This window comes from Flavobacterium sp. UBA4854 (assembly GCF_002399805.1).
GTDB classification, from domain to species: domain Bacteria; phylum Bacteroidota; class Bacteroidia; order Flavobacteriales; family Flavobacteriaceae; genus Flavobacterium; species Flavobacterium ginsengisoli.
Window position 1 is genome coordinate 1 of the sequence record NZ_DHEI01000032.1, and the last position, 22825, is coordinate 22825.

Sequence of the window (22825 nt, forward strand, 5' to 3'; positions counted from 1 at the left end):
AGAGTTATTGAAAATGCCGTTGGACGCGATAAATTTGATCCGTTTATCAAGAATTATTTCGATTCTCATGCTTTCCAATCTATCACAACAGAAGATTTCGTTAAATACATCAATGAAAATCTTATTAAAGGCGACAAAACTTTAGCAGATAAAATTCAATTAGACAACTGGATTTACAAACCAGGAATTCCTTCAAATATTGTCCCTGTAAGTTCAGCTGACTTTGATGCTATCGATGCTATCCAAAAAAGCTGGAGAGAAACTGGCGTTGCAGGTTTGAGCAAAAAAATCACCACAACTGCCGAAAAACAGCATTTTATTGACCATCTTCCTGCTGATATTACTGTAAAGGAAATGGAAGCAATTGATAAAGAATTCAACTTTACAAAAGGAGGAAATTTCATTATTAAACGCCAATGGTTCGTTCAGGCAATTCGCCATCAATACAAAGCAGCAAATCCTGCAATTGAACAATTTCTAATTGGAAGCAGCAGAACCGGCTCTATCATGATGCTTTATAAAGAAATGGTTAAAACTCCAGAAGGAAAAGTTTGGGCTAAGCAAGTATTTGATAAAGCAAAATCTGGTTATCATGCAACAACTATTCAGGATGCAGCAAGTGTTTTGAAATAGTTTTTTCAAGAATTTAAGTTTAAAAGTGTCCGTTCTTTAGGAACAGACACTTTTTTTTACGTCTCGTTTGTCATTCCGAGGAACGAGGAATCGCACTAGAAATTCCGCAAAGCAATTCCTTAATCTTTGTCGAGTTTCGTGCATGATCCTTCCTTCGTCAAGATGACAAACTATACGAAAAACAATCTTATAAAAACGAGAGCCCTAGCCCCGATAGAAGTGGAAATCCTTTTGTGCCGGGGTTCGGCACAAAAGATTGGAACGGATAGCGGGAAATAGCTCCTAAAAAAACAGCAGGGAAAATTATCCATCATATAGCGTACATTCTCCATGTTTTAAAATCTGTAATCGTTGCAATTTTGTAATGTCAAAAGACAACAACAAATAATAACAATTAAATATCAAATAAAATGACACGATTAACAGCTTTAAACCCGGAAGAAGTAACAGGAAAAACTAAAGATTTATTCAACGCAGTTCAAGCAAAATTAGGCGTTGTTCCAAACATGATGAGAACAATGGGAAATTCTCCAGCAGTTCTTGAAGGATATTTAAATTTAAGCGGTGCTTTAAGCCACGGAAAATTAAGCGCAAAAACGGGAGAATTAATTGCTTTAGCAGTTTCAGAAAGCAATTCTTGCGACTACTGTTTAGCCGCGCACACTTTTATTGGAGAGAAATTAGTTAAAGCAGATCCAGCAGTTTTAAAAGCTGCTAGATTAGGAAAGTCTGACGATGCCAAAACAGAAGCCATTTTGCAATTGGCCAAAACCCTTATTAGTAAAAATGGTTTAGTAAACGACGAGGATGTAAACAAAGCTAAAAACGCAGGAGTTGCAGATGCTGAAATTGCAGAAACTATCGCACATGTAGCTTTAAATGTACTAACCAACTACTTTAATAACGTAGCAAAAACAGAAATTGACTTTCCAACAGTATAATTAAAAAGTATACATTCACTATAACAAGAATCAATATGTAAAGATAGTTGTGAATTTATTTCGTGACTATCTTTATACTTTCAAAAACCAAATAATATGAGTTCGCAACAAGTTTTTACTTTAATAAATCCGCAAAATGGCAATTTAGCTTTCAAGATACTTTCTTTTGATGACAACAGTCATTTTGATCATTTACAGCGAAACAATTATTACTCGCTAATTTGGGTCACCAAAGGAAAAGGCAAGGTAAAAGCCGATTTTGCCGAACATCGTTTTGAAGAAAATTCACTTCTCGCCTTTTCACCTTATCAGCCATTTATGCTTTGTGTAAACGAACCAATCGAAGGAATTGCCATTCATTTTCATCCTGATTTTTATTGCATTCACATGCATCAAAAAGAAGTTTCTTGCAATGGCGTTTTGTTCAATAATATTTATCAACCTCCTTATGTAAAGGTTCCTGAACAAGCATCACTAACTTTCAATATGGTTATTGACCAAATGAAATCTGAAATTCAAAATGCAGAATTGGCACAATATGAATTGCTTATTTCATATTTGAAAATCTTTTTAATTACAGCTTCAAGGCTAAAAACCGAACAATTAGAAGAGATGAAATCGATTCCAGATTCGAAAGAACCTATTATTCTTCAAAATTTAAAAGATGCGATCGAACTAAATTTCAAGACCAAACATTCAGCAGGAAATTATGCCGAATTATTGAATATTTCCCCTAAAGCTTTGGCTAAATTATCTAAGAATTATTTCAATAAAACGTTGACTGATCTAATTTCAGAAAGAATTATTATTGAAGCTAAAAGAGAATTATATCTAACCAACAAAACGGTTAAAGAAATTGCATATGAGTTAGGCTACGATGACGAACATTATTTTAGTCGTTTCTTTAAAACTAATGCCGATGTCTCGCCACAAATTTATCGCGAAACAGTAGGTTTTGGAAAAATGGAAGCTTAGTTTAAAGTCATAGTTTTCAGTCTCAGCCTACTGATTACCGCAAACTGTTCTGATTACTTATTTTTCGCTTCAATCCATTTTGACATGTACATCGTACTTTTAAACGCATGATGCTGCAATAAATTCCCCATAAAATTATGAAGACGATGACTTTCTGAATCCTCTATAAGCGAATTTACCAGTGAAAGCAATTGATCAGAATAGTTGCTTTTTTGGTAACATTTATTAATGATTTCAATTCCATTTTTTTGAGATTGTTTCCAAAGATTTTCATCTTGATAAAGTGCAATTGCATTTCTAGCAAAATTAGTTGGATCATCTTCAATGAAACCATTCCAAGACAATTTTCTATGCATTGCTTCAGAGCCGATAGAAGTTGTTGCGCTTGGCGTTCCGCATTGCATTGCTTCTAAAAGTTTGCCTTTCAAACCTGCTCCAAAACGTATTGGCGCTAAAACAACTCTAGATTTTTTCACAATTTCATTAGCATCTTCTGCTCTTCCCATGATATAAAAACCATTTTTAGGCTGATGCAATTGCAGTACTTTTTGCGAAGGATACGCTCCGTAAACTTCCAAAACAGCTTCTGGAAAATCTTTTTTTATAGAAGGCCAAATCGCTTCTTTTAAATATTGAACAGTGTTCCAATTCGGTTCATGAAGAAAATTTCCGATGAAAACAAAATGCTTTCTTTCTTCAAAAGAGGGCAATTTCAAAAGCTCTTCTTCCTTCATTTCATCAACCAAAAACGGAAGATAAAACAATAAGTCTTCATTAATTTTAAAAACATCTTTTAGAACATTCATTTCAAATTCAGAAATAATCAAAGACAAATCACATCTTAAAATACTGGCTATTTCGCGTTTTGCAACTTCCTCAGATAACAAATCTTGAATTTTAAAAGTTCTGTTTTCTTTGAACGCTTTTTGCCTTGCAGTTCTCAAACAATGCACATCTTCGGTATCTAAAATTCGGATTGCTTTCGGACATTTTTCAATCACGCGCCATCCAAATTGTTCTTCGACCATAAAGCGATCAAACAACACAACTTCTGGATTTAATTCGGCTACAAAATCATCAAAACTTGAAGAATTAAGTTCGATGCTTTTTTTTATTATTCCAAACTCAGACAAGTCAACCATAAAATTACTATCCTGAGCAGCGCTTGCAAATGTAATTTCAAATCCATTTTCTTTGAAAATAGAAATCAATTGCATCATTCTTCCACCTGCCGCAGAAGACTTTGGCTCAGGCCAAACAAACCCAATAATTAAAAGTTTTTTTATCTGTTTCATTTTATTTGGTTTCATTTTACAAAATAATGCTTTTTTGCACATTTTTGCATCATATTTACTGACTTTCGGTTGTAAAAAAACACTAATTTTGCAAAACTAAATTCTTAGAAATTATGTTAGGATTAAAATTAGCTACAGACCCTCGATGGGTAAATATCGTCGAATCGAATATCGAAGAAATTTTAACTGATCACGCATGGTGCGAACAAAAAGCTGCTTCAAACGCTATTAGCATTGTGACGTATAATTCTGAAATCGAAGAATTAGTAACCGAAATGCTTGAAATTGCCAGAGAAGAATTGGAGCATTTTCAAATGGTTCACAATATCATAAAGGAACGCGGACTTACGCTAGGGCGCGAACGAAAAGATCATTACGTAAATGAACTGTTTAAATTCATGAAAAAAGATGGTAGCCGTAGAGATGCACTTTGCGACCGATTATTGTTCTCTGCAATGATTGAAGCCAGAAGTTGCGAGCGTTTTAAAGTTCTTTCAGAAAATATTAAAGACGAAAAACTAGCTACGTTCTACAGAGATTTAATGATTTCTGAAGCGGGACATTATACCACATTTTTAGGCTTTGCCAGAAAATACCAAGACAACATCGACATCGACAAAAGATGGAAAGAATGGATTGAATATGAAGGTTCTATTATTACCAATTATGGTAAAAGTGAAACCGTTCACGGATAAATTACGCTCTTTTTTTATTACTCTATTTTCATATTTAAACACCACTATTCGCTATGCAGAAAAGTAAATCCAGATCAATCGTTTTTAAAATTGCGAAGTATTTCGGAATAACTTTCGCGGTTATTATAGGATTATTATTTTTAACGCCTATCGTCTTTGAGGACCAAATTAAAGAGCAAATAAAGAAAACAGCCAATGAAAGATTAAGCGCAGAATTAAATTATTCTGATGTTTCTGTTTCATTTTTTCATCATTTTCCTTCTCTTACTTTAACTTTAGATAATTTAAGTTTGAATGGTTCTGCGCCATACAAAAACGAAAAATTCATCACTGCAAAAGAGGTTTCTTTTGGAATCAATGTGGCAAGTCTTATTTTTAGCAAATCGGTAAAAATTGACCAGATCTATTTATCTGATTCTTTTATAAACGTAAAAGTAAATCCAAACGGAGAAGCAAATTACAATATTTATAAATCGCAAGAACAAGCTTCACAATCAAATGACAGTTCTGATACTGCTTTAAAGCTAGAACGAATTGAAATTTTGAACAGTAAAATTATTTACGACGACAAATCGACAAAAGTTCATTTTGATGCTTACGGCTTCAATTATTTAGGAAAAGGAGATTTAAATAAAGCCGTTTTTGATTTGTATTCGAAAGCCAAAATCGAAAAATTGAATATCGTTTACGAAGATGAACCATATTTAATGAATAAAAAAATTGATGCTGATTTGATTACCAAAGTCAACATTAACTCGCTTTCTTTCTTTTTCCAACAGAATAACCTAAAAATCAATCAGCTCTTGGTAGACTTTAAAGGTAAATTTGATATTTTGAAAGATGGCTACAACATGGATTTTGTTATTAAATCTGATAACAGTAATTTATATGACGTTTTTACCGCCTTTCCTCCAAAATATATTACTTGGCTTTCTAAAACTGAATTAAAAGGAAATACGAATCTTTTATTGACGTTAAAAGGAAAATATATTGCGTCGGAAAACATTGCTCCAGATTTGGATTTGGATGTAAAAATAAACGACGGATTTGTCAATTACAACAAAAGCGCATTTCCTGTTTCAAACTTAAATTTAGACATTAAAACAATTGTTCCGTCTTTAAACCCTGATTTAGTTATTGTTGATGCCAAAAATCTTTCTCTAAATATTAATCAGGATTATTTAAAATCTAAATTTTTGGTAAAAGGAATAAACACACCAGAAATCAACACCGATTTTAAAGCTAAAATTGATCTTGAAAAACTAACCAAAGCACTTGGAATTCCTGATATTGAATTAAAAGGAGCTTTAGCTGGAGATGTAAAAGCAAATGGAGTATTTGACCAAAAGAACAAACGTTTTCCTGTTACAAATGGAACCCTTAATTTGGATAATGGATATTTAAAAACACCTTACTATCCAAATCCTATTACAAATATTACAATTAAGTCTAAAATCGTAAACCAAAAAGGAACTTTTGAAGATTTAAAAGTAAGCTTAACACCAACTCAATTTACTTTTGAAGGAAAACCAGTTTTTGTACAAGCCGATTTAAGCAATTTTGACGATTTAAATTACGACATAAAAGCAAAAGGCGAATTGGATGTTAGCAGAATTTATAAAGTTTTCTCTCAAAAAGGTCTTGATCTGGATGGTTTCGTAAAAGCTGATGTATCGCTAAAAGGAAAACAAAGCGATGCAGAAAAGGGCAATTACAGCAAATTAAATAATAGAGGAACACTTGAATTAAGAAACATCGGAATTGCTTCTGAATATCTTCCAAAGAAATTCATCATCAAAGAAGGCATTTTCAAAATTAATCAGGATAAAATGTCGTTCAATAATTTCTTGGCCGCTTATGGACAATCAGATTTTAAGATGAATGGTTATTTACAAAATGTTTTCAATTACGTAATGACCAATACAGGCGTTTTAAGAGGTTCTTTTAAAGTTTCTTCTCGATATATCAATGTTGACGAATTTATGTCAAGCGTAGACCCAAATACACCTGTAACACAAAGTTCTGCTCCAAAAACAGAAGCAAAACAATCAGACAACACACAAACCGGCGTTATTATTATTCCAAGCAATCTGAATTTACAGCTGATTGCAAATGCCCAAAAAGTAAATTTCGACAAATTAAACCTGCAAAATGCAACTGGAAATTTAAACATGAAGAATGGTAAATTAACAATGCAGAATACTGGCTTTAATTTAATTGGATGCAATGTTTCTATGAATGCCAACTATCAAGCTGTAACTCCGCAAAAAGCAAATTTTGATTATGCAATAAAAGCTACAGATTTTGATATTAAAAGAGCCTATAACGAAATTGAAGTTTTCAGGAAAATGGCAAGTGCAGCAGAGAAAGCTCAAGGAATTGTTTCTTTAGATTATCAGTTAAAAGGCCGTCTAAACGGAAATATGGATCCTGTCTACCCTTCTCTTGTGGGCGGCGGAACACTTTCTGTAAAAGATGTAAAAGTAAGAGGTCTGAAAATGTTTAATGCCGTAAGCAAACAAACAAATACGGAATCTATAAAAAATCCAGATCTTTCAAAAGTTGATATTAAAACAACAGTTAAAAACAATATTATTACCGTCGAACGTTTTAAATTTAAATTTGCAGGCTTTAGACCAAGAATCGAAGGAACATCAAGCTTAGACGGAAGACTGAACCTTAAAATGCGTTTAGGACTGCCTCCTTTTGGCATTTTCGGAATTCCGCTGACAGTTACAGGAACACAAGATAATCCAAAAGTAAAAGTGGGAAGAAAAACTGAAGATTTAGAGGAAACTAAGGATACTGAGTAATAAATGTTTTAAATTCGGATCAGCAAAATTCAAAATTCCATTTTTTTGAAAAACACCCATCAACCTTTGTCAAAGTTCAAAACTTTGACAAAGGTTTTTTTTTCAGATAACTTAAACCGTGAATATTTGCGTAGAAACGTATAAAATCCCTTTACCCATTAGCCATAACAATAAAGCTAAACCTAATAGCTTCCAAGCCCAAGCTCTTCCTCTTTTCCAATTAGAGAAAAATGAAAAAATTTCTAAATATTTTATTATAACAAACATACTGAATGCCAATAATGAAAACCAAATGATTTCGTTTAAACGCATACGAATTCCATACTCTAAAACTACCAAAAGAATGATAAAAGTAACAATCTGCAAATAATAATAGTTCTTAAAACTGCCATACTTATGATTTACTTTTAAAGACAAAATCAAAAATGACAGTAAAAGCAAACAGATGAATGCAGCGATTACATTATTAAAGATAATATTCTCCTGCAATACAAGTAGAATTGTTACAATTACAGCAATAACGGTACACGCAGCCAGAGAATTTACACTTCTGTCTCGATAATTTTCTTTGTAAAAGGGGAATAAAACAGGATAGATATATTTTTCTAGAGAACGCCAAAATGGTAAGGCATAAATTGCCGCAATTCCTGATAAAACCAGTTCATAATTATAAAAAATATCTACAGGAACTTTATAGAGCACATATAAAAGTCCAACTGTCACTATAATTGCCGGAAAGCTGATTGTTTTTATAGTTTCCCAAGAATCTTTACCCCAAAAACTATTCTCTATTTCATAAATATAATTTTTAATCCAGTATTCTTTTGAAAATAAAGCTGTAGACTGGCTCCATATTAAAAACAAGCCTAAATGTATAATTATTGTTCTCAGGACAAATTCCTCGACAATACACCCATAAATTATGCAGGCCACACCAATCAGCAACAATTCGCAAGTCAATAATATTGGCGAAAACAAAATTCTAAATACTGGAGAAAGATGATTTACTAAAAATGCTATAAGCATACTCCAATATCTTTTAAACAAAGCAACAACAGCACAAATAGCTATAAATGCCGAAAGATAAAACATCCAATTGGTTAACAATTTTGTCTGTATCCAAAATTGGATTGCTGAATTTTTAGGTGCAGAATAAACCAGTTCAGAATTTACAAAAACCTGTCTGGCTAATTCATCTCTGGTATTAATATCCAATTTAGGAAATTCATTTTGATGTGTTAACCAAAACATATCGGTATTAAAATTGTTCTTTTTAAGAACTTCAAATTCGTATAAAATCTTTCTTTGCTTATCATTCAGCGAACTCAAATGATTTGCAATACTATCTGACACCGTTTTACCATACATACTAAAACAAGACAGCAGTATAAACACAATTATCTTTTTCAACTTTTTAAAATTTAAAGAAACCATTTAGGAATCTATTATTTCATATTTGGCAAATGTAGGATTTTTATTAAAACAATATATCCGAAAATCAAATGTTCTATTGAAAGTATAATTGCAATGACCAACATGACATTCCTAACAGAATGTTTTTTTTAAAACAAAAAACCCGATCATTTCTGATCGGGTTTTTTATAAAAAGTAATCTATGATTATTATGCCTCGAATGGGATAATAGATACATAAGATTTGTTATCTCTTTTCTTTTGGAACTTAACAACTCCAGCAACTCTTGCGTGAAGAGTGTGATCTTTACTAATGTAAACATTTTCACCTGGATTGTGTTTTGAACCTCTTTGTCTAACGATGATGTTTCCAGCAATAGCAGCTTGACCACCATAAATCTTAACGCCTAGACGTTTTGATTCTGATTCTCTACCATTCTTCGAACTACCGACACCTTTCTTGTGAGCCATGACGTATGAGTTTAAATATTGTTATTATTCTTTAGTAGCTTCTTTTTTTGCTTTTGGAGCCGCTTTTTTTGCTTTTGGAGCTTCTACTTCTTCAGTAGCTGCTTCTTCTGCTACAACTGCTTTTTTAGCTGCTGCTTTTTTAGTTCCTCCTGCTGCAGTAATACCTTCAATTACAATTTGTGTAAGATATTGTCTGTGACCATTTCTTTTTTTGTATCCTTTTCTTCTTTTCTTTTTGAAAACGATAACTTTATCACCTTTTAAGTGTTGTAACACTTTAGCTTCTACTGAAGCACCTTCTATAGCTGGGGCGCCTAAAGTTACATTTCCGTTGTCATCTAATAAAAGAACTTTGTCAAAAGAAACTTTTGAACCTTCTTCGTTAGCTAAACGGTGAACATAAACCTTTAAGTCTTTGCTTACTTTGAATTGTTGCCCTGCTATCTCTACGATTGCATACATACCAAATTGATTTATTGATTTTTAAGGTTGCAAATATACAACTAATAATTTACTGTGCAATCCCTAAAAGCAAAAATATTTTTACTTAAAAAAACCTTGTTTTTCAAGCAGTTCTACATCAAAAACAAAATTATTTTAAAGTAAAAGATTGTTAAAATCGCATTAATTTAAAAACAAATCTGCAATACCTAATTAAAAAAAACTATTTTTGGTGTAACCAAAATCAACTCTTGTCTACCTACTACTGTTGATATTTTAAAATTATTAATCTTTATGAAAAAATCAATAATGATGTTAAGTGCTGCATTAATGCTTGGCGGAGTGGCTCATGCCCAAAAAGTAGCTTTCGAAGAATACGATTTAGACAATGGGCTGCATGTCATTTTACACAATGAACCTTCGGCTCCAGTCGTAATCACTTCGGTAATGTATCATGTTGGATCAAAAGATGAACGCCCAGATAGAACGGGTTTTGCACACTTTTTTGAACATCTATTATTTGAAGGAACCCAAAATATAAAACGCGGAGAATGGATGAAAATCGTTACTGCTAACGGAGGTGTAAACAACGCAAATACCTCTGATGACAGAACATATTATTATGAAGTTTTTCCTTCTAACAGTTTAGAACTTGGTCTATGGATGGAATCTGAAAGACTGATGCATCCTATTATTAATAAAATTGGAGTTGACACGCAAAATGAAGTCGTAAAAGAAGAAAAAAGAATGCGTTACGACAATCAGCCATATGGAAATATTCTTCCCGAGGTTAAAAAGAATATGTTCAAAAATCATCCTTATAGATGGACCACTATTGGCTCTATGAAAGATTTGGATGCCGCAACTCTTGAAGAATTCCAAGCTTTCAACAAAAAATTCTATACTCCAAATAATGCCGTTTTAGTGGTTGCTGGAGATTTCGAAAAAACAAAAACAAAAGAATGGATTCAGAAATATTTTGGACCAATTCCGCGAGGCGAAGAAGTTAAAAAACAAACCTATACAGAAGATCCGATCACTCAAACGATTAAAGCTACTTACGAAGATCCAAACATCCAGATTCCGATGATTGTAGCTTCCTACAGAACACCTTCAATGAAAACAAGGGATGCAAGGGTTTTAGATTTAATTTCATCGTATTTAAGTGATGGGAAAAGTTCTAAACTGTACAAGAAAATTGTAGACGACAAAAAAATGGCGTTGCAAATTGGTGCTGTAGGTTTTAGCCAAGAAGATTACGGAATGTATATTCTGTATGGTCTTCCAATGGCTCCATACACAACAGCCGATATTTTAAAAGAAATGGATGAGGAAATTGTAAAAATTCAAACCGATCTTATTTCTGAAAAAGATTACGAAAAATTACAAAACAAATTCGATAACAATTACGTAAATGCCAATTCGAGCGTAGAAGGAATTGCAGAAAATCTTGCTTCATATTATTTACTTTATGGCGATGTAAATCTGATTAATACTGAAATCGACATTTATCATTCTATAACAAGAGAAGAAATAAGAGAAGTTGCCAAGAAATATTTAAATCCGAACCAACGTTTGATTTTAGATTATGTTCCAACTGCCAAATCTCAAAACTAAGAATATCGAATCATGAAAAAAATATATCCTTTTTTAATCCTTATTTTCCTAACTGGAATTATGCAAGCACAAGATCGTCCACAACCCAAACCAGGAAATGCCCCAGTAGTCAACATCAAAAAACCGCAGACCTTTGTTTTAGCAAACGGAATGAAGGTTTTGGTTGTTGAAAACCATAAATTGCCTAGAGTTAGCTTTACACTTACTTTAGACAACGCTCCTTTTACTGAAGGCAACAAAAAAGGCGTTGACGAATTAACTAGTAGCTTAATTGGAAACGGAACTAAAAAAACAACCAAAGAAGCTTTTAACGAAGAAATTGATTTTTATGGAGCTAATATCAATTTTACTTCTCAAGGCGCTTATGCAAGTTCATTATCAAAATATTCTGCACGCGTTTTAGAACTTTTAGCAGAAGGCGCTTTACAGCCAAATTTCACTCAAACCGAATTTGACAAAGAAAAAGCAAAACTTTTAGAAGGTCTTAAAGCTGACGAAAAAAGCGTTCCTGCTATTTCAAACCGAGTAGTTGATGTTTTAGCTTTCGGAAAAAATCACCCAACAGGAGAATATCTTTCTGAAGAAACTGTAAAAAATGTAACGCTTGCAGATGTTCAAAACAACTACAACACTTACTTTGTTCCAGAAAACGCTTATTTAGTTGTTATTGGAGATATCAAATTTAAAGAAGTAAAAGCTGCTGTTGAGAAATTATTCAGCGGATGGAAAAAGCAAGCAGCACCAAAAAACACTTACCCAAATCCGACGAATGTTTCAAACTTACAAATTGATTTTGTTGATGTTCCAAATGCGGTTCAATCTGAAATTTCATTAGTAAATACTGTAAATTTAAGAATGAGCGATCCAGATTTTTTCCCTGCAGTAATTGCAAATCAAATTCTTGGAGGCGATTTCAATAGTTACTTAAATATGAATTTACGCGAAGAACATGCTTGGACGTATGGTGCAAATTCTAGCATTGGAAGCGGAAAATATGTTACCAAATTTAAAGCTTCATCAGCAGTTAGAAACACTGTAACAGATAGTGCTGTTGTTCAATTTGTAAAAGAAATAAAACGAATTAGAACAGAAAGAGTTGATCCAGAAGTTTTAAGAAATGTAAAAGCTGGATATATTGGAAGATTTGTAATGCAAGTTGAAAAACCACAAGCTGTTGCACGTTACGCTTTGAACATTGAAACAGAAAAACTTCCTGCCGATTTCTACGAAAAATACATCCAAACAATCAATAATGTTACTGCAGACGATATTTATCGTGTTGCAAACAAATATTTCTTATTAGACAATATGCGTATTGTGATTGTCGGAAAAGGATCGGATGTAATTTCTAGTTTAGAAAAATTACAAATTCCGATTTATTATTTCGATAAATATGGAAATCCTGTTGAAAAACCTGCAACAAAAAAAGAAGCTCCTAAAGATATTAGCGCTAAAACAGTTTTTGAAAACTATATCAATGCAATTGGAGGAGAAAAAGCGGTTAGCGCAGTAAAAACTTTATACATGAACGGCTCAACAACTGTTCCTCAAGCTCCTACTCCATTAACTTTTACTTCTAAATTAGATTCTAAAGGAAAAATGATGGTTTCACTTTCAATGGGCACTATGAATTTAATGAAACAAGTTGTGAATGAAAAAGGCGCTTATGTAGAACAACAAGGAAAAAGAAAAAACCTTGAAGGCGAAGATTTAGCTGAAATGAAAGCAAATGCGGCGCCATTTGAAGAATTACAACTTGCAAAGAGAACCGACCTAAAAGTAGAAGGAATTGAACCAATTAACGGAAGTGATGCTTACGTAATTAAAGACGGTAAAACAAAGTATTATTATGACATTAAATCTGGCTTAAAAACAGCCGAATCTAAAGTTCGTGAACAAGGCGGAAAATCAGTAGAACAAATCACCAATTTTAACGATTATAAAGAAGTAAAAGGCATTAAAGTTCCTTTTAATTTAGTTCAAAATGTTGGTTTTGAATTGGATATTAAAATGTCTGACATTAAAATAAACGAAGGCGTTTCTGAGAAAGATTTTTTATAGATAAGGTTCAAAGTTGCAAAGGCTCAAAGGAACAAAGGTTTTGTTTGAGTCTTTTAAGAGCGAGACTCTTAAAAGCTTTGTCAAAGTTTAAAACTTTCACAAAGCTTTTTTTATTTCATCCCGTTTGTCAGGCTGAGCGAAGTCGAAGCCTCATTCCAATTGACACGCCCTTCGACTCCGCTAAGGGAGACAAACCCAGCAAATTACGTTTTACATTTCAAAAACTATTTTTTCGCTGACAAATAGACTCCAATCAAAATAATAAACGCTCCTACAGACTGAACTGGTGTCAACATTTCGTTATCTAATAATCCCCAAAAGAAGGCAACTATCGGAATCAAATATGTTACCGATGTTGCAAATACAGGCGACGACATCTGAATTAATTTAAAGAAAAGAATATTGGCAATTCCAGTTCCTAAAAGACCTAAAATTGCCACAAAAAGTATAGAATGCTGCGTTTCTGCAAAATGTATTTTCTGGCTAATATCGGTTGTACTTAAAATGATTAATGCTGGTAAAAGCAAAACTGCAAAATTTCCTGTTGTAATACTTACAGAATTTAAATCGTGTAAATATTTTTTAATTAAATTGACATTGATTGCATAACTAAGCGTCGCAATTACGACCAATAGCACATACAAATAATTTTGAGTTCCGCTAGAAGAATCTCCGCTTAAAACCAAAAGCAAACAACCAGCGAGCCCTACGAAAACACCTAAAACCTGCCTTTTTTGAAACTGAATCCCAAATGCTATAATTCCTAAAATTAAAGTATTTAAAGGTGTAAGCGAATTCAAAATCGCCACAATAGAGCTATTTACTTGGGTTTCGGCAATAGCAAAAAGATAAGCTGGCATAAAAGTTCCGAACAATGAAGTTATCGCAACATATTTCCACTGGCGACGCGAAATCTTTTTTAAGCTATTAAAACCTACAATCAACAGAAACAGCGCGGCAAAAATAATTCGGAATGAACCAACTTGAATTGCTGTTAGCCCAATCAATCCCTTTTTTATCAGAATAAAAGAACTTCCCCAGATAAGAGAAAGAATAGTCAAGTAAATCCACTTTAACTGTTTTGTTTCCATAAATTGTATTTTACTGCAAATTTGTAATTATTTTACGAACTAAGCATTCTCTTTTTATTAATTTTGCAAGAATCTAATTCGCAATTTTTAAATTTATATATAATGAAAATTTCAAAAATCTTAATCGCCGCAACAATCGCTGGTTTAGTATTTGTTGGCTGTAAAAAAGCAGAAGACAAAAGTCTTGAAGTCGTAAATGCAGAAAAAAGTGCTCCAAAAGAACACAAACCTATTGCTGCTGAAAACTTACAGACTGCTAGCTTTACAATCGACGGAATGACTTGTGCTATGGGATGCGCAAAAACAATAGAAGAAGAATTAGCAAATCTTGACGGAGTTGAAAAAGCAACTGTAGACTTTGACAAAAAAACCGCAACAGTAAGTTTTGACAAAACGATCCAAAACTCAGAATCTTTAACAAAAGTGGTTCAAGAAACTGGAGACGGAAAAACATATAAAGTTTCGAATTTTAAATCTTAAATTCGAAATACAAAAACAAAAAAAGCACTCAATTGAGTGCTTTTTTTTTATTTCCATTTCAATGTTTCCATCAAGCGCTGCATATCATTCTTAACATAACTCGCCGCAGGCATAATCGAATCAAAGTTTGGCTTTGCATAAAAATACACTGAACCAATTAAAAAGTGTTTTGTGCTGTCGGTAACGTAAAACTGAGAATTTGTCGCTGCATTTCCATCAACTTGATAAAACATTCCGTAAACCTTTTTTTCTGGATTTAAATACGGTTGTTCTAAAATATCATCAGCTTTAATAACGTGCTCATAAGTTAGTTTTTGAGCATCACGTAGTAATTTGTCAATATTGCCATTTACGGGCTTATAAGTCAAATAAATAGTCGCTTTCATCTTTGGATAAGTGATTGCAAATCCGCACTCTTTTTCTCCTTTAATAATTGCATCTTCATTCATCTGAAAAGCAAATGGGCAATTGTTTTCAAAATTCACATATTTTGCTTCAGGATAATCCAATCGCAGATAACTCGCAGGTTTTGGCAAAACATCATTTTTACAGCTTATAACCGTTAGAGCAAGCAAAATTGCTGTTATTGAAAGTATTCTATTAAACATTTTAATTTATGGTTACTTTTATTTGTTTTACACGCTTTTTATCTACTGTTTCTACTGTGAAAATACAGTTTTTAAAAGGCACTTTTTGATCTTTTTTCGGAAAATTACCTAAAATTTCCAGAATAAATCCAGCTAATGTTTCGGCTTCTCCTTTATGAGCTTCAAAAACATCTTCGTCAACATCTACAATTCTATAGAAATCTTTCAGGTTTATTTTTCCTTCAAAAAGAAAATTATTCTCATCTATTTGTGAGAAGTTCAGGTTTTCATCGTCAAACTCATCACTAATATCTCCAACAATCTCTTCAATAACGTCTTCTAACGAAACCAATCCAGATGTTCCTCCATATTCATCGACCACAATTGCCAAATGGCTTTTCAGGCTCTGAAAATCCTTCAAAAGGTTGTCCAATTTTTTATTCTCAGGAACAAAAAAAGCTTCTCTAATTAAAGAAGTCCAGTCAAACTCTTCTTTATCAATATGAGGCAATAAATCTTTCACAAATAGCACTCCTTCAATCTGATCAATATTATCACGATAAATAGGAATTCTTGAAAAACCTGTTTCTATTATTTTGGGATAAATCTCTGAGAAAGTTTCTGATATTTCCAATGCAAAAATATCTATTCTCGGACTCATTACTTGCTTTGTATCTGTATTTCCAAAAGAAACAATTCCTTCTAAAATCTTTTGTTCTTCTGTCGAAGTTCCTTCAGAATCTGTTAATTCTAAAGCCTGAGAAAGCTGATTAATAGAAAAATTATTCTTTTGCTTGCCTAATTTATTCTGTAAATATATTGTAAATGCACGCATTGGCAAACTTATTGGAGAAAGCACTTTATCTAAGAATGCCAGCGGATAAGCGACGCCTTTAGCAAAACGAATGCTGTTTCTGCTTGCGTAAACTTTAGGAAGAACTTCACCAAACAATAAAATTAAAAAAGTTACCAAGACAACTTCTAGAGTAAATTTAAAAGCTGGTGAACTTACATTGGCAAAAATATTCTGCCCCATGTAAGCAAATAAAATGACTACGCCAATGTTAAAAAAATTATTAGCAACCAACAAAGTCGCTAAAAGCTTTTTTGGCTTGTCTAATAAGTTCGAAATAATTTTACCTTTTGCAGGATTATCGTTTAAAGAATCATCGATATCTTGCTGTGATAAAGAAAAAAGGGCTACTTCGGCACCAGAAACGATTGCCGAAAGAAATAATAAAATAAAAATTCCGACGAAACCAATAATTAAATTAGCGTCAAGATTTGTAGAAAAAAGTAAACTGGGCTCTGGGTCCAAATTGCATAAAATTAGTTAAACATCACTTAAAAGGGCAGATCATTAATCGGAAGCCCTTCAGGAGCGTCAAAGTTAGTGTTTTTTGGCGACTCTGTATCTTGGTTTTGTTTTGTATACGCAGTTTCTTTTTTGGTTGTCAGGAAAGTAAACTCAGTAACCTGAATTTCTGTAGTATATTTAGTGGTTCCATCTTCTGTTTGCCATTGACGAGATTTTATTCTTCCCTCAACATAAATCTTATCTCCTTTAGAAAGATATTTTTCGCAAATCTCTGCGGCTTTATTACGCACAACCAAATTATGCCATTCTGTAGAAGTAATCTTTTCATTCGTCGTTTTATTGATATATACCTCATTGGTAGCCAGCTGAAAACGTCCGATGCAGTTTCCTCCATCAAAATAATGCATCTTTACATCATCGCCTAAATGGCCAATAAGCATCACTTTATTTAATGTTCCGTTCATAGTTTTTGGTGGTATTTCTCCCAAAGATACATTTTTTTAGCAATTTATTTCTTGCTTTTCTATAAAATTATATATCACAATAGGAAAAGGAAAAGTTTTTAATTTTTGAGAATCTATTCCGTTTTCGATTTTATCTTGTACTCTAATTTTCCAGAATTGTATGTGCAGATGCTGATGCGAAAGTTTATGAATTACGGTCGATTCATTGCAATCTTCTATACTTATAATAGTATAATCTGAGAAAATTTCGTTCTTGACTTTTTTAGAAACCAAATCAAAATCGGAAATAGCTTCTGTTTCCAACAACGGAAACTCATATAGATTATGCCAGATTCCTTTTGCAGTTCTTTTTTGAATTAATGTATTTCCTAAGACATCTTCTAGAATCAAATAATTAAAGTAACGATTGGTCACTTTTACTTTTTTCGATTTCACGGGAAGCTTGCTAACTTTTCCTTTTTGCAATGCAGCGCAACTTTCATTAAAAACGCAAACAGAACAATTAGGACTTTTAGGAACACATTGCAGCGCGCCAAACTCCATTATGGCCTGATTAAAAATTGCAGGATTATCTTTTGGCATTAATTCTTGTGCTAAAGCAGCAAACTCTTTTTTAGTTGCCGGAAGCGCAATATCAGATTCAATATCAAAATAGCGAGACAATACTCTAAATACGTTTCCATCTACAACAGGAACAGATTCATTATACGAAAAAGAAGCTATTGCAGCAGCTGTATATTCGCCAACACCTTTAAGTTTTAAAAGTTCTTTATAAGAATCAGGAAAAACTCCATTTAGATCGTTACTTATATATTGAGCCGTTTTATGAAGATTTCGAGCACGAGAATAATATCCTAAGCCTTGCCAAAGTTTCAAAATCTTCTCTTCTGGCGCATCTGCCAAATCTTTTACAGTAGGAAATTCCTTGGTAAATGAGAAAAAGTAAGGCATTCCTTGCGCAACTCTCGTTTGCTGAAGCATAATTTCTGAGAGCCAAATTTGGTACGGATCGACCGTTTTTCGCCACGGTAAATCACGCTTGTTCTGTAAATACCATTTTATCAATATGTTATAAAAATCCATTGCAAAATACTTAGATTGCAAAAGTAAATGTTTATGTAATTAAAATTTAACGAATTAGCTTGATTAATTATTTTTTTAATTCCTATATTTGCAAACTCAAAAAAATAGTACACCATTTATAAAATAAAATAGGAAAGAAAATGACGAAAGCAGATATCGTAGCGAAGATTTCAGAGAAACTAGGTCTTGAAAAAGGAGACGTTCAAGCAACAGTAGAAACTTTTATGGAAGAAGTGAAGACTTCTTTAGAAACTGGAGACAATGTATACCTTAGAGGTTTCGGTAGTTTTATCGTTAAAACTAGAGCTGAAAAAACTGGAAGAAACATTTCTAAAAACACTACTATTAAAATTCCAGCACACAACATTCCTGCGTTTAAACCTGCAAAAGTTTTTGTAGAAGGAGTTAAAACAAACAACGAAGCAAAATAATATTAATTAACATAAAATCTGACACAATATGCCAAGTGGTAAAAAAAGAAAGAGACATAAGGTAGCGACTCACAAACGTAAAAAAAGAGCGAGAGCTAACCGCCACAAAAAGAAAAAGTAGTTTTAAACTACTTTTTTCTTTTTAAACGTTCATTGAAATTGGAGTTCTATAGTCTCAGTCACAGATTACAGTTTGCAGCTTGAAACTGCTTACCAGAACTGAAAACTGACAAATAACTCCTTCGGGTTAATACCTGTTAAAATATTGTTTAATCCATCTGTAGATAAGATTTTAGATTTTAGACCTAAGATTTTAGATTTTTATAATCTATACTCTTCTCTCTTTTTTCTATTTTCTGAAAAAACAGATAAAAATTTACAGTGTGAATAAAGAATTAATCATTAGATCTAGTTCTGATGCCGTAGATTTTGCCTTATTAAAAGATGGAAAACTAATTGAATTGCACAAAGAAGAAGAGAAAAGCAACTTTCAGGTTGGCGATATTTTTATTGCTAAAATCAGAAAACCAGTTGCCGGACTTAATGCTGCTTTTGTAAATGTAGGCTTCGAAAAAGATGCCTTTTTACATTATCATGATTTAGGTCCAAACTTAGCTTCCCAACTGAAATTCATAAAACTTGTAAGCGCAGGTAAATTAAAAGATTTCTCCCTAAAAACCTTTCAGTTTGAAAAAGAGATTGACAAAGATGGCATCATTACTGATATTTTAAGTGCCAATCAATCTGTTTTAGTTCAAGTAGTTAAAGAACCTATATCGACCAAGGGTCCAAGAATAAGTGCTGAGCTTTCTCTTGCCGGAAGATTTATCGTTCTAGTTCCTTTTTCTGATCGTGTTTCTATTTCTCAAAAAATAGAAGACAAAAAAGAAAAGGATCGTCTAAAAAAACTTGTTCTATCTATCAAACCTAAAGGATTTGGTGTTATTGTTCGTACAGTAGCAGAAGGCAAAAACGTAGCCGAATTAGAAAAAGATTTGCAGAACCTGCTTGGCAGATGGTCTGCAATGTGTAAAAAATTACCAACTGCTCATCATCCATCAAAAGTATTAGGAGAGCTAAATAGAGCTTCTTCAATATTAAGAGATGTATTCAATGATACCTTTAGTGGTATTCAAATAGATGATGAAGAGTTGTACCATCAAACGAAGGAATATCTGCAAGAAATTGCTCCTTCAAAACAATCGATTGTCAAGTTTTATCAATCAAATGACACTCCGATTTTTGAGAAATACAATATAGAGAGACAAATCAAAACTTCATTTGGCCGAACTGTTTCCATGAGTAAAGGTGCTTATCTTATCATAGAACATACCGAAGCTCTTCACGTCATTGACGTAAACAGCGGAAACCGTTCTAATAAAGCGACCAACCAAGAAGACACAGCCATGGAAGTAAATATGATTGCCGCTGCTGAAATCGCAAGACAATTACGTCTGCGTGATATGGGCGGAATTATCGTAGTTGATTTTATCGATATGTCTAATCCAGAAAACAGGAAAGTTTTGTTCGACTTCTTGCGAGAAGAAATGAGCGACGATAAAGCAAAACATAAAATATTACCGCCTAGTAAATTTGGTTTGGTCCAGATTACAAGACAGCGCGTAAGACCAGAAGTGAATATCAAAACCAGAGAGGAAGATCCTAACAAACATAATGGTGAAATTGAAGCTCCAATTTTAATCATTGATAAGATCACCGCTGATTTAGAAAGACTTTTAAAAACCCACAATAAAGTTGTGCTTAATACACACCCGTTTGTGGCTGCATACCTCAGCAAAGGTTTTCCATCATTACGTTCAAAATGGTTTTTTGAACATAAGAAATGGGTGAAAATCATACCTCGTGACGCTTACACGTATTTAGAGTATCATTTCTACGACAAAAAAGGAAATGTTATTACAGAATAAAAAACAAAGAACCGCCTTTCGAAAGACTGGCGGTTTTTTTGTGCTTTTTTTAAAGGTCTGTATGTCCTATAATAATATAAAAAAAACCTATACCGTCTATTTTTTTTTTACAATTAAAGTACGTTTGTATAATTTTAAAAACTATACATGAAAGCTATTATGATTTCTAATTTTGAAAAAAAGTATATTTCTTACTATGTTCTATCACTCTTTTTTTTGCTTACTTCAAAAGTAAGCGCTCAAAATGACACTATTCTTGCTAGTGACTTGAAAGCTACTGTAAAAGATTCTGCTGTTTGTCATAAAAATATTCCTTATAGTAATCAAATTGGGTATTGCTCTTTTCAGCCTAAAAAAAACAGATCTAGGTTTGAAAGTTCTTCTAAAGAAGAAGAAGAAACACAACGGATAAAAGAAGAAAAATGGCATAATCTATATGACAGTACAATTGGCACAAAAGAACTTAAAAACAATAATACTTCCGAATTTACATTCCCAGATTGGCCAATTCTCTACATAGACTATAAAGCCGCCAACAAAAGTCAGCTTACAGCAGGATTAGAAATTTGTCTAGACTGTAAAAACAACGATGAAGACCGATATTTTTTGGGATTAGGTTATGGAATAACTAATAGTTATAATGGAAAATATTATGGCTTACCAGATTTACATTTGTCCTATAACTGGGAATTATTCTTTCTTAAAGGAGGTGTTTCGAACAGACATGCTTATGCTTTGGCTGGAATTTCGGCATTTAATTTAATGGATTTAGGTTTTGGATATTCTCAATCATTTAACATTGAAAAAACACCTTATATCCAAGGATTTACATTTGGTGCTACAATTAGATTAGCGAAAAATTCAGCAGCATACCAGAAAATGAAAATTATGTAAGTTATTCTCTTACAATTTCAATTTTTCTTCTAATTTCATTTCCAGAAGCATCTACAACAGTAATATAATGTATTCCTGTTGTTGGTGTAATTGGCAGCTCATGAAATGTTTTGGTTGTGGCTTTATAAACATCATCTACGTACCAAAACAATTCTTTATCTCTTTCAGAATATGCTACTTTTAAAATTACAGGTTGCAGATTACTGTTAAAATCCTTCGTTAGATAAATTTTACTATTTGCTTTAGGATAAATAAAATCCATTGTTATAGTTTGCGTTCCTTCGCAGCCTTCTTTAAATGGAGGAAGTGGCAGATATTCAATATGCTGGCTTTTGTAATACCACGCCATAACGGGAGGCAGTACAAACCAGTTTTTAGTCACAATATTTTCAATGCTTTCGCAACTGCTGTTTACTTGAAATTGTTCTGTTTTATTTACATGAATGGTTTTATGATATGGACAGACTTTCGTCGATTTCCCTTTTTTAGGAACCCATTGTTTGATTTTGGGGCAATTATCTTTTGCCAAATAACCACTTAATCGACAAACCTCAACTTCTTCCAAATCATTGTACGGAGTATCAAACCATCTTTGTCTTGGCAGTAAATTAAAAACATCAAATAAAATAGGTGCTGCACTGGTAACTCCTGTTAGAGTTGGTCTCCCCTCGCCCGTTGCGTTTCCTACCCAAATTCCGACCACATATCTTGAATTGGTTCCAATTGCCCATGCATCTCTATTTCCAAAACTTGTTCCTGTTTTCCAAGCAATTTTAAGCGAACTGTCATAAAACTTCCAAGCTTCATCTCCTTGAGGCCTGTTGACTTCCTCCATTGCGTTGTATGTTAACCAAATTGATCCAGCGCCTAAAATATTCTTTTGATCTGTTTCAGAACCAAAATCGGGCTTAAAATCGTTTTTATAATTTAATTCTGTGAACTCATTCGTCCTATATTTTGCTTGATGTTTTGTAAAGTAATTTAATGTAGAAGAAAGATTAGCGTATGTCCTGCATAAATCCCACAAATTACTTTCGGCTCCTCCCAAAATAAGCGACAAACCATAATGATCTGGTGTTTTGTTGATATTCTTCAATTTGAACTTTTGAAGCTCTTCGTAAAACTTGTTTACCGTAAATTCTTGAAGCATTAAAACTGCAGGAATATTGAGTGAACGAGACAATGCACGATGTGC

The 22825-nt window shown here is 32.9% G+C and carries 20 protein-coding genes and 1 pseudogene; 11 read left to right on the forward strand and 10 right to left on the reverse strand.

The annotated features are described in order from the left end of the window. The 3 genes from B3J44_RS04130 to B3J44_RS04140 all read left to right on the forward strand — a co-directional run. Window positions 1-633: leukotriene A4 hydrolase C-terminal domain-containing protein (locus tag B3J44_RS04130; RefSeq protein WP_286965987.1), on the forward strand; the 633-nt coding region annotated here is incomplete at its 5' end. 410 nt (window positions 634-1043) lie between these two features. After that, window positions 1044-1574 (forward strand): carboxymuconolactone decarboxylase family protein, encoded by a 531-nt coding sequence (locus B3J44_RS04135; protein WP_286965989.1) that lies wholly within the window; start codon window positions 1044-1046, stop codon window positions 1572-1574. 96 nt (window positions 1575-1670) lie between these two features. Beyond that, entirely contained in the window at window positions 1671-2549 is an 879-nt protein-coding gene (locus B3J44_RS04140; RefSeq protein WP_286965990.1) for a helix-turn-helix domain-containing protein, read from the forward strand. 53 nt (window positions 2550-2602) lie between these two features. On the opposite strand, the gene B3J44_RS04145 is transcribed toward B3J44_RS04140, so the two are convergent. Further along, window positions 2603-3844, reverse strand: coding sequence for a glycosyltransferase (locus tag B3J44_RS04145; protein WP_286965991.1), 1242 nt, complete (start codon window positions 3842-3844; stop codon window positions 2603-2605). A 113-nt stretch (window positions 3845-3957) separates the two neighbouring features. Here B3J44_RS04145 and B3J44_RS04150 point away from each other — a divergent pair, with 113 nt between their 5' ends. Together B3J44_RS04150 and B3J44_RS04155 are read left to right on the forward strand one after the other, a co-directional pair. Then, window positions 3958-4539 carry a tRNA-(ms[2]io[6]A)-hydroxylase gene (locus B3J44_RS04150; protein ID WP_198854590.1) on the forward strand — a complete coding sequence of 194 codons (582 nt, stop codon included), beginning with the start codon at window positions 3958-3960 and terminating at the stop codon, window positions 4537-4539. 53 nt (window positions 4540-4592) lie between these two features. Beyond that, window positions 4593-7352, forward strand: a complete 2760-nt coding sequence (locus B3J44_RS04155) for an AsmA-like C-terminal region-containing protein (RefSeq protein WP_286965994.1) — start codon at window positions 4593-4595, stop codon at window positions 7350-7352. Between the two features lie 111 nt (window positions 7353-7463). Here the strand turns inward: B3J44_RS04155 and B3J44_RS04160 are convergent, their stop codons facing one another. The 3 genes from B3J44_RS04160 to rplU all read right to left on the reverse strand — a co-directional run bounded on the left by B3J44_RS04160 (window position 7464) and on the right by rplU (window position 9697). After that, window positions 7464-8762 carry a hypothetical protein gene (locus tag B3J44_RS04160; RefSeq protein WP_286965995.1) on the reverse strand — a complete coding sequence of 433 codons (1299 nt, stop codon included), beginning with the start codon at window positions 8760-8762 and terminating at the stop codon, window positions 7464-7466. Between the two features lie 212 nt (window positions 8763-8974). Next, window positions 8975-9235, reverse strand: coding sequence for a 50S ribosomal protein L27 (rpmA, locus tag B3J44_RS04165; RefSeq protein ID WP_012023622.1), 261 nt, complete (start codon window positions 9233-9235; stop codon window positions 8975-8977). Window positions 9236-9259: 24 nt separating this feature from the next. Beyond that, the gene (gene rplU / locus B3J44_RS04170) at window positions 9260-9697 is read right to left on the reverse strand and encodes a 50S ribosomal protein L21 (RefSeq protein WP_073412831.1); all 438 of its coding nucleotides are present in this window, start codon (window positions 9695-9697) and stop codon (window positions 9260-9262) included. A 273-nt stretch (window positions 9698-9970) separates the two neighbouring features. Here rplU and B3J44_RS04175 point away from each other — a divergent pair, with 273 nt between their 5' ends. Together B3J44_RS04175 and B3J44_RS04180 are read left to right on the forward strand one after the other, a co-directional pair. Continuing rightward, window positions 9971-11293 carry a M16 family metallopeptidase gene (locus tag B3J44_RS04175; RefSeq protein ID WP_286966006.1) on the forward strand — a complete coding sequence of 441 codons (1323 nt, stop codon included), beginning with the start codon at window positions 9971-9973 and terminating at the stop codon, window positions 11291-11293. Window positions 11294-11305: 12 nt separating this feature from the next. Continuing rightward, window positions 11306-13354: a M16 family metallopeptidase gene (locus B3J44_RS04180; protein WP_286966007.1), complete on the forward strand. Its 2049-nt coding sequence runs from the start codon at window positions 11306-11308 to the stop codon at window positions 13352-13354. A gap of 224 nt (window positions 13355-13578) precedes the next feature. Here the strand turns inward: B3J44_RS04180 and B3J44_RS04185 are convergent, their stop codons facing one another. Next, the gene (locus B3J44_RS04185; RefSeq protein WP_286966009.1) at window positions 13579-14445 is read right to left on the reverse strand and encodes a DMT family transporter; all 867 of its coding nucleotides are present in this window, start codon (window positions 14443-14445) and stop codon (window positions 13579-13581) included. A 102-nt stretch (window positions 14446-14547) separates the two neighbouring features. On the opposite strand from B3J44_RS04185, the gene B3J44_RS04190 reads away from it, so the two are divergent. Continuing rightward, window positions 14548-14925, forward strand: coding sequence for a heavy-metal-associated domain-containing protein (locus B3J44_RS04190; RefSeq protein ID WP_286966014.1), 378 nt, complete (start codon window positions 14548-14550; stop codon window positions 14923-14925). A 47-nt stretch (window positions 14926-14972) separates the two neighbouring features. Here B3J44_RS04190 and gldD read toward each other — a convergent pair whose 3' ends face one another. The 4 genes from gldD to mutY are packed head-to-tail and all read right to left on the reverse strand — an operon-like array spanning window position 14973 to window position 18377. Next, the gene (gene gldD / locus B3J44_RS04195; protein WP_278019640.1) at window positions 14973-15533 is read right to left on the reverse strand and encodes a gliding motility lipoprotein GldD; all 561 of its coding nucleotides are present in this window, start codon (window positions 15531-15533) and stop codon (window positions 14973-14975) included. Between the two features lies 1 nt (window position 15534). Further along, the gene (locus B3J44_RS04200) at window positions 15535-16830 is read right to left on the reverse strand and encodes a gliding motility-associated protein GldE (RefSeq protein ID WP_286966016.1); all 1296 of its coding nucleotides are present in this window, start codon (window positions 16828-16830) and stop codon (window positions 15535-15537) included. A gap of 26 nt (window positions 16831-16856) precedes the next feature. Beyond that, a complete protein-coding gene (locus B3J44_RS04205) occupies window positions 16857-17294 on the reverse strand; it encodes a single-stranded DNA-binding protein (RefSeq protein ID WP_198855513.1) in 438 nt (145 codons plus the stop codon). A 36-nt stretch (window positions 17295-17330) separates the two neighbouring features. Then, window positions 17331-18377, reverse strand: a complete 1047-nt coding sequence (gene mutY / locus B3J44_RS04210) for an A/G-specific adenine glycosylase (protein WP_286966017.1) — start codon at window positions 18375-18377, stop codon at window positions 17331-17333. A gap of 140 nt (window positions 18378-18517) precedes the next feature. On the opposite strand from mutY, the gene B3J44_RS04215 reads away from it, so the two are divergent. The 3 genes from B3J44_RS04215 (at window position 18518) to B3J44_RS04225 (ending at window position 21630) form a co-directional block, all read left to right on the forward strand. Then, window positions 18518-18808: an HU family DNA-binding protein gene (locus B3J44_RS04215; RefSeq protein WP_007805026.1), complete on the forward strand. Its 291-nt coding sequence runs from the start codon at window positions 18518-18520 to the stop codon at window positions 18806-18808. 383 nt (window positions 18809-19191) lie between these two features. Further along, window positions 19192-20736 carry an Rne/Rng family ribonuclease gene (locus tag B3J44_RS04220; protein WP_066032867.1) on the forward strand — a complete coding sequence of 515 codons (1545 nt, stop codon included), beginning with the start codon at window positions 19192-19194 and terminating at the stop codon, window positions 20734-20736. Between the two features lie 147 nt (window positions 20737-20883). Then, the gene (locus B3J44_RS04225; RefSeq protein WP_286966038.1) at window positions 20884-21630 is read left to right on the forward strand and encodes a hypothetical protein; all 747 of its coding nucleotides are present in this window, start codon (window positions 20884-20886) and stop codon (window positions 21628-21630) included. A gap of 1 nt (window position 21631) precedes the next feature. On the opposite strand, the pseudogene B3J44_RS04230 reads toward B3J44_RS04225, so the two are convergent. Further along, a pseudogene (locus tag B3J44_RS04230) lies at window positions 21632-22825 on the reverse strand (penicillin-binding protein 1C); the annotation flags it as partial.

Bases quoted from the DNA above. Each gene is read 5' to 3' on its own strand.
- mutY (WP_286966017.1), bottom strand. From the start codon at position 18,377: ATGGATTTTTATAACATATTGATAAAATGGTATTTACAGAACAAGCGT.
- gldD (WP_278019640.1), bottom strand. From the start codon at position 15,533: ATGTTTAATAGAATACTTTCAATAACAGCAATTTTGCTTGCTCTAACG.
- B3J44_RS04205 (WP_198855513.1), bottom strand. From the start codon at position 17,294: ATGAACGGAACATTAAATAAAGTGATGCTTATTGGCCATTTAGGCGAT.
- B3J44_RS04145 (WP_286965991.1), bottom strand. From the start codon at position 3,844: ATGAAACAGATAAAAAAACTTTTAATTATTGGGTTTGTTTGGCCTGAG.
- B3J44_RS04155 (WP_286965994.1), top strand. From the start codon at position 4,593: ATGCAGAAAAGTAAATCCAGATCAATCGTTTTTAAAATTGCGAAGTAT.
- B3J44_RS04150 (WP_198854590.1), top strand. From the start codon at position 3,958: ATGTTAGGATTAAAATTAGCTACAGACCCTCGATGGGTAAATATCGTC.
- B3J44_RS04215 (WP_007805026.1), top strand. From the start codon at position 18,518: ATGACGAAAGCAGATATCGTAGCGAAGATTTCAGAGAAACTAGGTCTT.
- B3J44_RS04225 (WP_286966038.1), top strand. From the start codon at position 20,884: ATGAAAGCTATTATGATTTCTAATTTTGAAAAAAAGTATATTTCTTAC.
- B3J44_RS04180 (WP_286966007.1), top strand. From the start codon at position 11,306: ATGAAAAAAATATATCCTTTTTTAATCCTTATTTTCCTAACTGGAATT.
- B3J44_RS04140 (WP_286965990.1), top strand. From the start codon at position 1,671: ATGAGTTCGCAACAAGTTTTTACTTTAATAAATCCGCAAAATGGCAAT.
- B3J44_RS04175 (WP_286966006.1), top strand. From the start codon at position 9,971: ATGAAAAAATCAATAATGATGTTAAGTGCTGCATTAATGCTTGGCGGA.
- B3J44_RS04185 (WP_286966009.1), bottom strand. From the start codon at position 14,445: ATGGAAACAAAACAGTTAAAGTGGATTTACTTGACTATTCTTTCTCTT.
- rpmA (WP_012023622.1), bottom strand. From the start codon at position 9,235: ATGGCTCACAAGAAAGGTGTCGGTAGTTCGAAGAATGGTAGAGAATCA.
- B3J44_RS04190 (WP_286966014.1), top strand. From the start codon at position 14,548: ATGAAAATTTCAAAAATCTTAATCGCCGCAACAATCGCTGGTTTAGTA.
- rplU (WP_073412831.1), bottom strand. From the start codon at position 9,697: ATGTATGCAATCGTAGAGATAGCAGGGCAACAATTCAAAGTAAGCAAA.
- B3J44_RS04135 (WP_286965989.1), top strand. From the start codon at position 1,044: ATGACACGATTAACAGCTTTAAACCCGGAAGAAGTAACAGGAAAAACT.